This is a genomic window from Burkholderia aenigmatica (genome assembly GCF_048627025.1).
Classification (GTDB): Bacteria; Pseudomonadota; Gammaproteobacteria; order Burkholderiales; family Burkholderiaceae; genus Burkholderia; species Burkholderia aenigmatica.
In genome coordinates this window covers 34,039-47,421 of sequence record NZ_CP184468.1, presented here as the reverse complement: position 1 = coordinate 47,421, position 13,383 = coordinate 34,039, and the positions used below count along the sequence as shown (strand labels likewise).

The window sequence follows — 13,383 nt, the reverse complement described above, 5'->3', positions numbered from 1 at the left end:
CGATCTTGAAACGAAAAACCCTTGCCCTTTCCATCGCGGCGGCTGGCCTGTGCGCCGGTACCCAGGCGCATGCGCAGTCGAGCGTGCAGCTCTACGGCCTGATGGACCTGAGCTTTCCGACCTACCGGACCCACGCCGACGCGAACGGCAATCACGTGATCGGGATGGGCAACGAAGGCGAGCCGTGGTTCAGCGGCAGCCGCTGGGGCCTGCGCGGCGCCGAAGACATCGGCGGCGGCACGAAGGTCATCTTCCGCCTCGAAAGCGAATACGTGGTCGCGAACGGCCAGATGGAAGACAACGGCCAGATCTTCGACCGCGATGCGTGGGTCGGCATCCAGGACGAGCGCTTCGGCAAGCTGACGGCCGGTTTCCAGAACACGATCGCGCGCGACGCGGCCGCGATCTACGGCGATCCGTACGGCTCCGCGAAGCTGTCGACCGAGGAAGGCGGCTGGACCAACTCGAACAACTTCAAGCAGATGATCTTCTACGCGGCCGGCCCGACCGGCACGCGCTACAACAACGGCATCGCGTGGAAGAAGCTGTTCAGCAACGGCATCTTCGCGAGCGCCGGCTACCAGTTCAGCAACTCGACCGCATTCGCGACCGGCTCCGCGTACCAGGTCGCGCTCGGCTACAACGGCGGGCCGTTCAACGTGTCGGGCTTCTACAACCACGTGAACAACGGCGGCTTCACGAACCAGACGTTCTCGGTCGGCGGCAACTACGCATTCAGCATCGTGCGCCTGAACGCCGGCTACTTCCGCTACAACGGCGACCAGGGCTCGCTCGGCCAGCGCCACGACGATTCGTGGACCGTGTCGGTGAAGGTGGCGCCGCCCGGTGCGCTCGACTACGAGCTCGGCTACCAGCAGATGCGCGTGAAGAACGCCGCGTACAACACGGACGGTTTCGTCCCGAACGCGAACCTCGGCGCGTTCAGCCTGACGAACGGCGTCGGCAACGGCTTCAAGGAAACGATCTACGGGTCGGTGTTCTATCACCTGAGCAAGCGCACCGAGGTCTACCTCGCCGGCGACTACATGAAGCTGCACGGCGGCTACACGGTGTCGTCGACGTTCGGCGCGAAGAACCAGCTCGAACTGACGTCGGGCATCCGCACGCGTTTCTGACCCCAAGCGGGGCCCGCCGGGCCCCGCCGCACCCTCCGTCCGGGATTCTCCATGCGGGCACGCCGGCGCTTGGCGCCGACCGTGCCCTTTTTTTCGTCCTTTCCGGCTTGCTGCCCGGGACGCCCGCCAGGCGGCCGTCGGCCGGCCATGCGACAACCGGCCCGAAGCCGCTTGCGGCCCGTCCGGCGGGCGATCGCGGCCGATGTCCGCACGATCGCCCCACATCGGCGCTTGACCTCGGACGATCGACTCGATAGCGTTTCGGGTTTGCCCGGGCGGCCGTTGCCGCCGGTGCCGCGAGCGCGCCCGACGTCCTGGCGCGCGCGGCCGGGCTCCGATGGAAAAGACGATGCAGAAACTCGATGCGGCGAGCCCGCAGGCGATGTCGACCGATTTCACCGCCGACAACGTCGCGCGCCTGAAGGCGCTGTTCCCCGAACTCGTGACCGAAGGCCCCGGCGGCGCGTCGGTCGACGTCGACGTGCTGAAGGCGCTGATCGGCGAACGCACGGTCGGCGACGCCGACGAGCGCTACGGCTTCCACTGGCATGGCAAGCGCAGCGCGCGCCAGGCCGCGCTCACGCCGTCGACGGGCACGCTGCGGCCCTGCCCCGACGACAGCGTCGCGTGGGACGACACGCGCCATCTCGTGATCGAGGGCGACAACCTCGACGTGATGAAGCTGCTGCACAAGAGTTACGCAGGCAAGGTGAAGCTCGTCTACATCGACCCGCCGTACAACACCGGCAGCGATTTCGTCTATCCGGACGACTTCAGCGACAGCATCCGCCACTACCTGGCGATGACCGGGCAGACCCAGGGCGGCGTGAAGCGCAGCACCAACACCGAGGCGAACGGCCGGTTCCACACCGACTGGCTGAACATGATGTATCCGCGCCTGAAGCTCGCGCACGCGCTGCTGTCCGACGAAGGGCTGATCGCCGTCCACATCGACGAGCACGAAGTGCACGCGCTGGTGCTGATGCTGCGCGAGATCTTCGGCGAGGAGAACGAGCTCGGCGTGGCCGTGTGGGACAAGCGCAACCCGAAGGGCGACGCGCGCGGGGTCGCGTACCAGCACGAATCGCTGGTGCTGTTCGCGCGCAACGCGGAGACGCTGCTCGAACAGGCGCCGCTCAAGCGCCCGAAGCGCAACGCGCAGCGCATGCTCGACGCCGCGCACGACGCCGTGTACCGCAGCGGCAACGCGAAGGACGCGCAGAAGGCGTATCGCGCGTGGATGAAGGCACAGACCAACCTGTCCGGCGGCGAGGTGATGTACGACCGGCTGTCGGAAGAAGGCCGCGTGTACCGCCTCGTGTCGATGGCCTGGCCGAACAAGAAGAAGGCGCCGGAAGAGTATTTCACGCCGCTGATCCACCCGGTCACCGGCAAGCCGTGTGCGATGCCGGCACGCGGCTGGCGCAACCCGCCTGCGACGATGCAGGCGCTGATCGAGCGCGGCCAGATCGAATTCGGCGCGGATGAAAGCACGCAGCCGCAGCGGATCTACTACCTCGACGAGAACATGTACGAGAACGTGCCGTCGGTGCTGCCGTTCGCCGGCTCCGACGACGCGCTGCTGAAGACGCTCGGGATCCCGTTCGACCTGCCGAAGCCGGTCGATTTCGCGGCGGCCGTGATCGGCTGGTGCACGCGCGGCGACGACATCGTGCTCGACTGCTTCGCCGGCTCCGGCTCGACCGGCCACGCGGTGATGCAGGTGAACGCGACCGACGGCGGCGCGCGCCGCTACGTGCTCGTGCAATTGCCCGAAGCGCTCGACCGCCGCGACAAGACGCAACTGGCGGCCGCCGATTTCTGCGCGAAGCTGAAGAAGCCGCTGACGCTCGCCGAAGTCACGAAGGAGCGCCTGCGCCGTGCCGCGCAGCAGGTCGCGCGCGACTATCCGGAAAGCTATGGCGACCTCGGCTTCCGCGTGTACCGGCTCGACACGACCAACGTGATCGAGTGGGACCCGCGCCGCGACGACTTCGACCACGCCCTCTTCGCCTCCGTCGAGCACGTGAAGACCGGCCGCACCGAGGACGACCTGCTCGCCGAGCTGACGCTGAAGCTCGGCCTCGACCTGTGCACGCCGGTCGAGCATCACCAGGTGGCGGCCAAGACCGTGCACCTGATCGGCCGCTCGATCGTCGCGTGCTTCGATGCGCGCATCGCGCGCGACGACGCGGGCCCGCTGGCCGACGGCATCGTCGACCTGCTCGACGCGACCGGCACGACGCACGACGTCACGTGCCTGTTCCGCGACAGCGGCTTCGTCGACGACGTCGCGAAGCTCAATCTCGCCGCGCTGCTCGAACAGCACGGCGTGAAGCGCGTGCGGAGCCTGTGATGCGGCTGCATTTCGAAGCGGATCTCGACTACCAGCGCGAGGCGATCGACGCCGTCTGCGACCTGTTTCGCGGCCAGGAATCGTATCGCGGCGACTTCAGCGTGCTCGCGAACGCCGCCCCCGGCACGACGGCCGCCGCGCAAGGCTCGCTCGGCTTCGCGGTGTCGGAACAGGGCGTCGGCAACCGGCTGTCGCTGACCGACGACGCGCTCGCGCGCAATCTCGCCGACGTGCAGCTGCGCGGCGGGCTGCCGCCATCCGGCCTGCCCGGCTCGCGCGACTTCACCGTCGAGATGGAGACCGGCACCGGCAAGACTTACGTGTACCTGCGCACGATCTTCGAGCTGAACCGCCGCTACGGCTTCACGAAGTTCGTGATCGTCGTGCCGTCGATCGCGATCAAGGAAGGCGTGCACAAGACGCTCGCGATCACCGAGGATCACTTCCGCGCGTTGTACGCGGGCGTGCCGTACGACTACTTCCTGTACGACTCCGCGAAGCTCGGCCAGGTGCGCCACTTCGCGGCGAGCGCGGCGATCCAGGTCATGGTGATGACGGTGGCCGCGATCAACAAGAAGGAAATCAACAACCTCTACAAGGACAGCGAGAAGACCGGCGGCGAGAAGCCGATCGACCTGATCCGTGCGACGCGGCCGATCGTGATCGTCGACGAGCCGCAAAGCGTCGACGGCGGGCTCGAAGGCCGCGGCCGCGAAGCGCTCGCCGCGATGGCACCGCTCTGCACGCTGCGCTATTCGGCCACGCACGTCGACCGTCACCACATGGTGTACCGGCTCGATGCGGTCGACGCGTACGAGCGCAAGCTGGTCAAGCAAATCGAGATCGCGTCGGCGATCGTCGAGGATGCGCACAACAAGCCGTACGTGCGGCTCGTCGGCGTGTCGAACCGGCGCGGCGCGATCAGCGCGCGCGTCGAGCTCGACGTCGCGACGACGGCCGGCGTGAAGCGCCAGATCGTGACGGCCACCGACGGCGACGATCTCGAACGCCTGACCAAGCGCGCACTGTACGCGGGGCTGCGGATCGGCGAAGTGCATGCGGTGAAGGGTGCCGAATACGTCGAGCTGCGCCATCCGGAAGGCGAGGCATTCCTGTCGCTCGGCGAGGCATTCGGCGACATCGACACGCTCGCCGTGCAGCGCGAGATGATCCGCCGCACGATCCGCGAGCATCTGGACAAGGAACTGCGCCTCGCCGAACGCGGCGTGAAGGTGCTGTCGCTGTTCTTCGTCGATTCGGTCGAGCGCTACCGCCGCTACGACGAGAACGGGATGCCCGCGAAGGGCGACTACGCGCTGATCTTCGAAGAGGAATATGCGCGGGCGGCGCGCGTGCCGGCCTACCGAGCGCTGTTCGACGGCGTCGACGTCGCGCTCGAAGTCGGGCGCGCGCACAACGGCTATTTCTCGATCGACCGCAAGGGCGGCTGGACCGACACGAGCGAAAGCAGCGCCGCGGCCCGCGAGAACGCGGAGCGCGCATACGGCCTCATCATGCGCGAGAAGGAAGCGCTGCTGTCGTTCGACACGCCGCTGAAGTTCATCTTCTCGCACTCGGCGCTGAAGGAAGGCTGGGACAACCCGAACGTGTTCCAGATCTGCACGCTGCGCGACATCCAGACCGAACGCGAGCGCCGCCAGACGCTCGGGCGCGGGCTGCGCCTCGCCGTCGACCAGGACGGCGAACGCGTGCGCGATGCGGGCGTGAACACGCTCACCGTGATCGCGACCGAGCGCTACGAGTCGTTCGCGGAGAACCTGCAGAAGGAAATCGAGGCCGATACGGGCATCCGGTTCGGGATCGTCGAGGAACACCAGTTCGCGGCGCTGCCCGTGCAGGAAGGCGACGGGCCCGCGCATGCGCTCGGCGTCGAGCTGTCGCGCGTGCTGTGGAACCATCTGCACGAGCAAGGCTACGTCGACGCGCAGGGCAAGGTGCTCGACCGGCTGAAGGACGCACTGCGCCAGAGCGCGCTGGTGCTGCCGGACGCGTTCGAGATGCTGCGCGCGCCGATCGTCGCGACGCTGCGCAAGCTGTCGGGCCGCTTCGCGGTGCGCAACGCGGACGAGCGCCGTGCGATCGCGCTGCGGCGCGACGCGTCGGGCAAGGCCGTCGTGTTCGGCGAGGAGTTCCGCGCGCTGTGGGACCGCATCCGCCATCGCACCGTGTACCGCGTCGAGTTCGACAACGCGAAGCTCGTGCGCGACTGCGCGGCCGCGCTGCACGCCGCGCCGGACATCGCGCGCGCCCGGCTGCAGTGGCGCAAGGCCGAGATCGACATCGGCAAGGCCGGCATCGAGGCGATCGAAGTGGCCGGCGCCGGCACGGTGCTGCTCGACGAAGGCGAGCTGCCGCTGCCCGACCTGCTCACCGAGCTGCAGGACCGCACGCAGCTCACGCGCCGTTCGCTGGCGACGATCCTGGCCGACAGCGGCCGGCTCGAGGATTTCCGCGTGAATCCGCAGCAGTTCATCGCGGTCGCGGCCGATGCGATCAACCGCTGCAAGCGGCTCGCGCTGGTCGCGGGCATCGCGTACCGCAAGCTCGGCGAGCGCCACGTGCATGCGCTCGAATCGTTCGAGAGCGAGGCGCTGACCGGCTATCTGCGCAACCTGCGGCCCGATGCGCAGAAGTCGATCTACGAAGCGGTCGTGTGCGAGACGGACGCGGAGCGTGCGTTCGCCGATGCGCTCGAGGCGCACGACGGCGTGAGGCTGTACGCGAAGCTGCCCGCGTGGTTCCGCGTGTCGACGCCGCTCGGCAGCTATCACCCGGACTGGGCCGTGCTCGCGGAACAGGACGGTGGCGAACGGCTGTACTTCGTCGTCGATACGCCGAATGCGGACGGCAACGTGCCGAGCGAGCACGAGCGGGCGAAGCTCGCGTGCGGCGAGGCGCATTTCCGGGCGCTGGTGGACGGCGACGGCGCGGCGCGCTTCGTGCGCGTCAGGCAGGCGGACGCCTTGTTTGAACCTGCGGTGCCGCTGGCGGGCGCCGGGCGATAAAGCGAAGGGCGGCGATGAGCCGCCCTTTTTTATTGGTCGTTTCGACGCGGCCGGGCGCGCTTGCGATCCGCACGCTTCGCGCCGGTTTCCTGCCTGTCATCCACGTGTAAGCGTTCCGTATTCGCGCCCGTTCGCGGCACGGTTACGGCTGGTTGCAAATCGGGTCGGCACGATGTTTTCGCGCGACAGCCGCGTGGCATTTCCGCCATGAAAAAAGGGCGCCGAAGCGCCCTTCCATCGCATTTGCGCGCCGCGCTTAAAGCGTGCGGCCCAATGCGTGGTGATGCGAATGATGCGTGGTCGTCGACGCGTGCGTGGTGTGGCCATGCGCATGTCCGTGCGCGTGGCCGTGGCCCGGCTGCACGCCGGCGCGATCGGCGATCGTGTCGGAGCGGTCGGCCGCGCGCGACAGGCCCTTGTCGCGGTCACCCGCGTGCATGCTATTCGAGTTGCTCATCGCCTGGCCGCTCATGTGGCCGGCAGACATGCCGCCTGCATTGCCACCCAAACCGCCTGCACCGTGACCGCCGCCACCACCACCGTTTCCGCCGCCATTGCCGCCGGCTGCGGCATACGCGGAAACCGTGCCGAGCGCGAGCAGCGCGGCCATCAGTACGGACAGGTATCGTTGCTGTTTCATCTTGTGCTCCCTGGAGCGCGTTCGTGTGACTGCATTCTATGAACGCGCAAAATTCGCGCCACACGACGTTGTAAATGATCGTAACGATGCGCGCGGCGCTCATTCATCAGATCAATCAGGATGGTGCGTGAACGGGGACCAAAGCAGGCGGGCGCGGCGCCGCAGCGCCGCCCTGGTGACGAGGGTGCTTACTGCGCCGGTTGCATGCCCTGCGCGGCGGCCTTGTGCTGCGCGGCCTCTTCTTGCGCGTGCTTCTTCGCCATGTGGTGGCCGACGATACAGCCGCCAACCGCACCGACGACCGCGTGGTGCCCCGCATAGTGGCCGGCCACACCGCCGACCACCGCGCCCTTCATGCAGCCCGCCGCGTGCGCGCTGCCGATGGTGGCAAGCGCAACGATGGCAGCGGTGGCGCACAGCCTGATGTGTCGAATGGGCATCATGTGTTCACTCTCCTCTTGTTGTGATCAGTCGAACCGCTTAATCCCAGCGGCCGCCGCGCCAACCGCCGCGATCGTGCCATTCGTGCTCGCGCCATTCACGGCGGCGCCACTCGTGTTCGCGCCATTCGCGCTGACGCCAGCCATCGCCGCGCCAGCCGTCATCGCGATAGCCGACCGGTGCGTACATGACCGGCGGCGGCGGTGCCACGTAGACGGGCGCCGGCGCTGCATAGGCCGGTACGCCGATGCCGACCGACAGGTCGACGTGAGCCGATGCGACGCCCGAGGCTGCCAGCGCCGCTACACCGAGAACTGCACCGAGAATGAGTTTCTTGTTCATCTCGCGACTCCCTGCACGTGTCGTGCGTCATGTGAATACGGTTCGGAGTCTAGGCACCGGACACGGACACAGGTGAAACGGGTATGCGAGACAGGTAACGGACGTTTACGGGTGCCCGCAAAGCCTTGTACGACAAGGAAGAGGCGGCATTCTACGCACCGTTGCAGCGGTGCGTCGGGCCGGTAAAAAGGGGATTTTCGGCACGAAGCCGCACGATCTGTACGCGCCGGCGTGCGCGCGAATGCGCCGAAAGCGAACCGCCCGCATCGTACGCGAGCGGTTCGCCAGCGCACGCGTCACGCGCGGATATCGTCGACGCTGCGCAGCCAGTGCACGCTGAACAGGTTGTCCGCGTCGGTCCACACGGTATCGGGCTCGAATCCTGCGCGGCGCGCGATCGCATGGAAGCCGTCGATCGTGAACTTGTGCGAATTCTCCGTGTGGATGCGCTCGCCGGCGTCGAAGCGGAATGCGTGGCCGCGCACGTGCACGGTCTGCGCGATGTCGCTGACGAGATGCATCTCGATGCGCTGCCGCGTGCTGTCGTAGAACGCGCAATGCGAGAACGCATCGACGTCGAAATCCGCACCGAGCTCGGCGTTCGCGCGCACCAGCAGGTTCAGGTTGAACTGCGCGGTCACGCCCTGCGCATCGTTGTACGCATCGTGCAGCGTGCGCGCGTCCTTCACCAGATCGGCGCCGACCAGCAAGCCGCCACCCCGCAGCAACCGCGCGGCATCGCGCAGGAACGCATCGGCCTCGTCCGGCGAGAAGTTGCCGATCGTCGAACCGGGAAAGAAGCCGATGCGCCGCGCCGGTACCGCGGTCAGCTCGGCCAGTTGCTCGGCCTTCGTGTAGTCGGCCGCGATCGGCGCGACGTCGAGCCACGGATACGCGGCACGCAGCCGCGCGGCAGCGTCGTGCAGATAGTCGGCCGAGATGTCGACCGGCACGTAGCGCGCCGGCGCGTTCGCATAGTTGCTCGCGAACGCGTCGAGCAGCACGCGGATCTTCTCGAGCGAGCCCGCGCCGAATTCGACGAGTTCCGCATGCGGGCCGACACGCCGCACGATCTCGGCCGCGCGATCGCGCAGGATGCCGAGCTCGGTGCGGGTCGGGTAATACTCGGGCAACTCGCAGATGCGATCGAACAACGTGGAGCCGGCCGCATCGTAGAAGTATTTCGGCGGAATGCTGCGCGGCGTGCGCGACAGTCCGTCGATCAGGTCGCGCTCGAACGCGCTTGGCCGCGAATCGCGGGCGGGTTGCTGGCCACCGCTCGTGGCCGTCTGGTCAGACGTCTCGCGCAAGTCGCACTCCCGTGAATTGCCAGCGCGCGGCCGGCGGAAAGAAATTGCGGTACGTCGGCCGTTCGTGCCCGGGCGGCGTCGCGATGCTGCTGCCGCGCAGGACTTGCTGGCCGACCATGAACTTGCCGTTGTATTCGGCCGCGACACCCGCGAGCGGCCGAAAGCCCGGATACGGCTCGTAGGACGAGCGCGTCCATTGCCACACGTGCCCGAGCATCTGCCGGATGCCTTCGGCGGGGAACGCGGCTTCCCATTCGAATTCGGTCGGTAGGCGTGCGCCGGCCCATTCCGCATACGCGGCCGCTTCGTAGAAGCTCACGTGGCACACCGGCGCGTCGGGTGCGAGCGGCTCGACGCCGTGCAGGCCGAACGTGCGCCGCACGCGCGTGGCGGCCGCATCGTCGTCGTCGGGCATCCAGTACGCGGGCCCTTGCCACCCTTCCCGCTGCACCGTGGCCCAGCCGTCCGACAACCAGAACTCGGGGCGCGTGTAGCCGCCGTCGGCGACGAACGCCGCGAATTCCGCGTTCGTCACCAGGCGGTTCGCGATTTCGTACGGCCGCACGAGCGCCGTATGGCGCGGCCGTTCGTTGTCGAACGAGAACGCATCGCCGTCGTGGCCGATCTCGACGAGCCCGCCCGGCTGGTGCAGCCAGTGCTGCGCGCCGGCGTCGCCCGCGGCCATTGCACCCGCGTCCGTCCCGTTGCGCGGCCGGAAAGCCGGCTTCAGCGGGTTGCACGAGAACGCGTGCAGCATGTCGGTGACGATCAGCTCCTGGTGCTGCTGCTCGTGATGCAGGCCGAGCACGACCTCGGGCGCGATCGTCTCGAGCAGCACCGCATCGGCACCGGCCAGCGCGCGCAGCATCGCATCGTCGACGTACTGCCGGTACGCATGCACTTCGTCGAGCGACGGACGCGTGAGCAGCCCGCGTTGCGGCCGCGGATGGCGCGGGCCGAGCGCTTCGTAATAGGAATTGAAGAGGAACTGGAAGGCCGCGTCGAACGGCGCGTAGCCGGGCACGCGACGCATCAGCACGACGGTTTCGAAGAACCAGGTCGTATGCGCGAGGTGCCATTTCGTCGGACTGGCGTCGGGCATCGACTGCACGGCCTGGTCTTCGGCGGAGAGCGTCGCGGTCAACGCGACACTATGCGCGCGCACGTCCTGGTAACGGCGCTGAAGCTGTGATGCAAGGAGGCTCATCGGTTTACCGTCCACGTCGCGATTCGCTGCGTTGCGTTGCCGGAAAAAGGAAAGCCTTGCGCGTGATGCGCGCGGCTGACGTGCGACCTGCTGCTGCGTCGTCGGGCAGCCGGCGCGCGCGCCGGGCCGCACATGCGGCGTCACTTCATCTGCCCGTGCAGAACAGTATGGTCCAGAAATGTGAATGCTGCTGATCGAGATGCGGACGAAACGGCTGCGAAATGTAAATGTAAGTAACCGATCACCTGCCAATTGCTGATATCAGCGCATATCGCGGTGCGGGCGTCGCCCGTTGCGATCGACGCACGCCGCGGGCCGTTCACGCGGCGGCGATCGTCACCATGACGTGAACGCGGAATCGTCTGACCTGCACGGGCGCACGAAGCATGCTCGCCGCGTTTTTCGCGTTCGACGCGCACCCTGCCCGCCCTTGCCCGGCGGCTTTTCGCATCGGTCCGCTCGCCGGCTTCGAAAAATTTTTTGCGCCGATGTCACACCCGCGGGGGGCTCGCTCGTCATATCACCGGAACCCACACGAAAGGAGAAGGACCATGACTGCGAAACTCAATCCGTTTGCCGCCGCGCCCGCCCTGATGAAGAACTGGATGACCGTTTCGGTCGCCGCCGCGCAGAGCCTCGAGCCGACGCTCATCGAGCTGGTCAAGATCCGCGCGTCGCAGATCAACGCGTGCGCGAACTGCATTAACATGCACACGGCCGAGGCACGCGAGCAAGGCGAGACCGAGCAGCGTATCTACCTGCTGTCCGCGTGGCGCGAAGCGCCCTGCTACACCGACCGCGAGCGCGCGGCGCTCGGCTGGACCGAAGCACTCACGCGGCTATCGGAGGGCCACGCAGCGCACGAAGCAGCCTACGCGGCGTTGAACGACCACTTCAGCCAGGAGGAACAGGTGAAACTCACGCTGATGATCAACGTGATCAACGGCTGGAACCGTCTCGCGGTCGGCTTCGGGCTGTGGATCGATCCGGCCGACGCGAAGGCCGCCGCCGCGAAGATGGTGGCCTGATGCCGAACCTCGACCCGGCCAAGGGCAGCGCCGAAGAACGGGCCGATGCGGCCGCGAGCTTCGACCCGCTGCGCCGCACGCTGATCCGCGTCGCGTACCGGATGCTCGGTTCCGTCGCGGATGCCGAGGACATGGTGCAGGAGGCGTTCATCCGCTGGATGGACGTCGACCGCACCGAGGTGCGCGTACCGGAAGCGTTCCTGCGCCGCATGGTGATGCGGATGTGCCTCGACCAGCTGAAGTCCGCGCGGCACCAGCGCGAGACCTATGTCGGCCCGTGGCTCCCCGAGCCGGTCGTCGAGGAAGATGAACAGGAAGACGTCACGCTGCCGCTGCTGCTCGCGCTCGAACGGCTCTCGCCGCTCGAACGCGCGGCGTTCCTGCTGCACGACGTGTTCGGTGTCGAGTTCGACGAAGTGGCCACGACGATCCAGCGCGACCCGGCCGCATGCCGGCAGCTCGCCGCGCGGGCCCGCACGCACGTGCGCGAGGCACGGCCGCGTTTCCATGTCGAGAAGCAGCGCGGGATCGAATTGGCGGAAGCGTTTTTCGCGGCGTCACGCAGCGGCGACATGCGCGCGCTCGGCGCGATGCTCGCCGAGGACGTGAGCCTGCATTCGGACGGCGGCGGCAAGCGCACGGCCGCGGGCAAGCCGGTGTTCGGCTTCGAGCGCGTGATGAAAGTGCACGAGCATCTGGCCGAGCTGTTCGCCACGCATGCATCGAAGCTCGTGCGCGCGGGCTTCATCAACGGGCTGCCGGGCATTGTCACGCTGGAATCCGACGGCGAGCTGCAGACCACGGCGCTCGAGATCGAGGACGGCAAGATCGTCGCGATCTATGTCGTGCGGAATCCTGACAAGTTGAAGCATCTGCACTGAGTGCGGCCGGATCGTGCGTCGGGTGTGCCGTGCGCACGCGCGGCCGCGATGCGCCCTTTCCCCGTCCTGCCGCCCTGCTTGACCAGCCGCCGGTTCCTGCGATCAATACGTCCCGGCCACCATGTAGATCAGGATGCCGAGTAACGGCGTTGCCACCGCGAAACCGGCCGCTGCGAGCCAGTTCGTGCCGCCCTGCGCTTCGAGCAGCGCGAGAAACGATTCACGCGACGTCGCGTTCGGGCGCAGCTTCTCGATCTGACGTTCGACGTGCGTCTTGTAGAGGCTGTTCCCGTACCAGCCGAGCGACACCGCGATCCCGATCGTGACCGGGTCGAGCGTGCTCGATTCGAAGTATTTCGGGAAGAACAGCAGCTCGACCAGCGTGATCGAGAGCGACGCGCCAAGGACGGCTGCCGCCTGCCAGTACATGGATCGATACGCCATCCAGACCGGGCCCAGGAAACAGGCTGCCCAGTTCCACGACAGCCGGTTCTTCCGCGACGCGGCGATCTCCCATTTCCGCTCGAACCAGGCGGCTTTCTTGCCGACGTAAGCGGCGATTTCGTCGTTGCTCGCGGACGATGTGGCGGTCGTAACGTCGGACATGGTCGTGTGCTCTCAGTCGCGCGGCTCGCGCGTCGTTGTTTTGATGCGGTTCGGAAGCGGTGAAGATCGAACGGCGTACGAAGCAGCCGCTTCGGTCGCACACGATTCTACCTGCCGTGCAGCGTCCGTCGTATGGCAAGTCGAGGTGTCGGTGAGGCAGGATGCGATGCCGGGGATCGCGCAACGCATCGGGGCGACATGCGTTGTTTCGGCCGGAAAAAGAAAAACGCCACGCGATGTTGCCGCGTGGCGTTTGTATGTTGGCGAGCCGCATTGCCTGTAGGCAAGTTGTGCTGCCAGACCCCTTCATTTTGTTCGTTGGTAGGCTCGATTGGATTCGAACCAACGACCCCCACCATGTCAAGGTGGTGCTCTAACCAACTGAGCTACGAGCCTAAGAAGCCGCGAAT

General features: G+C 67.1%; 11 protein-coding genes and 1 tRNA gene. 5 read left to right on the top strand and 7 right to left on the bottom strand.

The genetic code is table 11. The features are described 5' to 3' along the window. Window positions 1-5 precede the first annotated feature (5 nt). From ACN8ZM_RS00215 to ACN8ZM_RS00205, 3 genes are all read left to right on the top strand, one after another. A complete protein-coding gene (locus ACN8ZM_RS00215; protein ID WP_089449614.1) occupies window positions 6-1,136 on the top strand; it encodes a porin in 1,131 nt (376 codons plus the stop codon). A 337-nt stretch (window positions 1,137-1,473) separates the two neighbouring features. Beyond that, window positions 1,474-3,492 carry a site-specific DNA-methyltransferase gene (locus tag ACN8ZM_RS00210; RefSeq protein ID WP_043184807.1) on the top strand — a complete coding sequence of 673 codons (2,019 nt, stop codon included), beginning with the start codon at window positions 1,474-1,476 and terminating at the stop codon, window positions 3,490-3,492. Continuing rightward, window positions 3,492-6,518 carry a type III restriction-modification system endonuclease gene (locus tag ACN8ZM_RS00205; protein WP_420210373.1) on the top strand — a complete coding sequence of 1,009 codons (3,027 nt, stop codon included), beginning with the start codon at window positions 3,492-3,494 and terminating at the stop codon, window positions 6,516-6,518. Before ACN8ZM_RS00210 ends, ACN8ZM_RS00205 begins: the two co-directional genes overlap by 1 nt. Before the next feature lie 256 nt (window positions 6,519-6,774). On the opposite strand, the gene ACN8ZM_RS00200 is transcribed toward ACN8ZM_RS00205, so the two are convergent. The 5 genes from ACN8ZM_RS00200 to egtB form a co-directional block, all read right to left on the bottom strand. After that, window positions 6,775-7,158 carry a hypothetical protein gene (locus ACN8ZM_RS00200; RefSeq protein WP_175026072.1) on the bottom strand — a complete coding sequence of 128 codons (384 nt, stop codon included), beginning with the start codon at window positions 7,156-7,158 and terminating at the stop codon, window positions 6,775-6,777. Window positions 7,159-7,346: 188 nt separating this feature from the next. After that, window positions 7,347-7,601: a hypothetical protein gene (locus ACN8ZM_RS00195; protein ID WP_011350453.1), complete on the bottom strand. Its 255-nt coding sequence runs from the start codon at window positions 7,599-7,601 to the stop codon at window positions 7,347-7,349. Window positions 7,602-7,638: 37 nt separating this feature from the next. After that, window positions 7,639-7,941, bottom strand: coding sequence for a hypothetical protein (locus ACN8ZM_RS00190; protein WP_089449610.1), 303 nt, complete (start codon window positions 7,939-7,941; stop codon window positions 7,639-7,641). Between the two features lie 296 nt (window positions 7,942-8,237). Beyond that, entirely contained in the window at window positions 8,238-9,251 is a 1,014-nt protein-coding gene (gene egtD / locus ACN8ZM_RS00185) for an L-histidine N(alpha)-methyltransferase (protein ID WP_420210372.1), read from the bottom strand. Next, a complete protein-coding gene (gene egtB, locus ACN8ZM_RS00180; protein WP_420210371.1) occupies window positions 9,235-10,458 on the bottom strand; it encodes an ergothioneine biosynthesis protein EgtB in 1,224 nt (407 codons plus the stop codon). The genes egtD and egtB overlap by 17 nt, the downstream gene beginning before the upstream one ends. 551 nt (window positions 10,459-11,009) lie before the next feature. Between egtB and ACN8ZM_RS00175 the strand changes: the two genes are divergently transcribed. Together ACN8ZM_RS00175 and ACN8ZM_RS00170 are read left to right on the top strand one after the other, a co-directional pair. Then, a complete protein-coding gene (locus tag ACN8ZM_RS00175) occupies window positions 11,010-11,486 on the top strand; it encodes a carboxymuconolactone decarboxylase family protein (protein WP_089449607.1) in 477 nt (158 codons plus the stop codon). Continuing rightward, window positions 11,486-12,367, top strand: a complete 882-nt coding sequence (locus ACN8ZM_RS00170) for a sigma-70 family RNA polymerase sigma factor (RefSeq protein WP_043184797.1) — start codon at window positions 11,486-11,488, stop codon at window positions 12,365-12,367. Before ACN8ZM_RS00175 ends, ACN8ZM_RS00170 begins: the two co-directional genes overlap by 1 nt. A gap of 102 nt (window positions 12,368-12,469) precedes the next feature. Here ACN8ZM_RS00170 and ACN8ZM_RS00165 read toward each other — a convergent pair whose 3' ends face one another. Together ACN8ZM_RS00165 and ACN8ZM_RS00160 are read right to left on the bottom strand one after the other, a co-directional pair. Continuing rightward, on the bottom strand, window positions 12,470-12,973 hold the full coding sequence (locus ACN8ZM_RS00165; protein ID WP_043184796.1) for a DUF2628 domain-containing protein: 504 nt from the start codon (window positions 12,971-12,973) through the stop codon (window positions 12,470-12,472). A 319-nt stretch (window positions 12,974-13,292) separates the two neighbouring features. Continuing rightward, window positions 13,293-13,369: transfer RNA gene (locus ACN8ZM_RS00160), tRNA-Val, on the bottom strand. Between the last annotated feature and the right edge of the window lie 14 nt (window positions 13,370-13,383).

What these genes read in the sequence shown, in the direction of transcription:
- ACN8ZM_RS00210 (WP_043184807.1), top strand. Translation starts at nt 1,474, where the DNA reads ATGGAAAAGACGATGCAGAAACTCGATGCGGCGAGCCCGCAGGCGATG.
- ACN8ZM_RS00205 (WP_420210373.1), top strand. Translation starts at nt 3,492, where the DNA reads ATGCGGCTGCATTTCGAAGCGGATCTCGACTACCAGCGCGAGGCGATC.
- ACN8ZM_RS00200 (WP_175026072.1), bottom strand. Translation starts at nt 7,158, where the DNA reads ATGAAACAGCAACGATACCTGTCCGTACTGATGGCCGCGCTGCTCGCG.
- ACN8ZM_RS00195 (WP_011350453.1), bottom strand. Translation starts at nt 7,601, where the DNA reads ATGATGCCCATTCGACACATCAGGCTGTGCGCCACCGCTGCCATCGTT.
- ACN8ZM_RS00190 (WP_089449610.1), bottom strand. Translation starts at nt 7,941, where the DNA reads ATGAACAAGAAACTCATTCTCGGTGCAGTTCTCGGTGTAGCGGCGCTG.
- egtB (WP_420210371.1), bottom strand. Translation starts at nt 10,458, where the DNA reads ATGAGCCTCCTTGCATCACAGCTTCAGCGCCGTTACCAGGACGTGCGC.
- ACN8ZM_RS00175 (WP_089449607.1), top strand. Translation starts at nt 11,010, where the DNA reads ATGACTGCGAAACTCAATCCGTTTGCCGCCGCGCCCGCCCTGATGAAG.
- ACN8ZM_RS00170 (WP_043184797.1), top strand. Translation starts at nt 11,486, where the DNA reads ATGCCGAACCTCGACCCGGCCAAGGGCAGCGCCGAAGAACGGGCCGAT.
- ACN8ZM_RS00165 (WP_043184796.1), bottom strand. Translation starts at nt 12,973, where the DNA reads ATGTCCGACGTTACGACCGCCACATCGTCCGCGAGCAACGACGAAATC.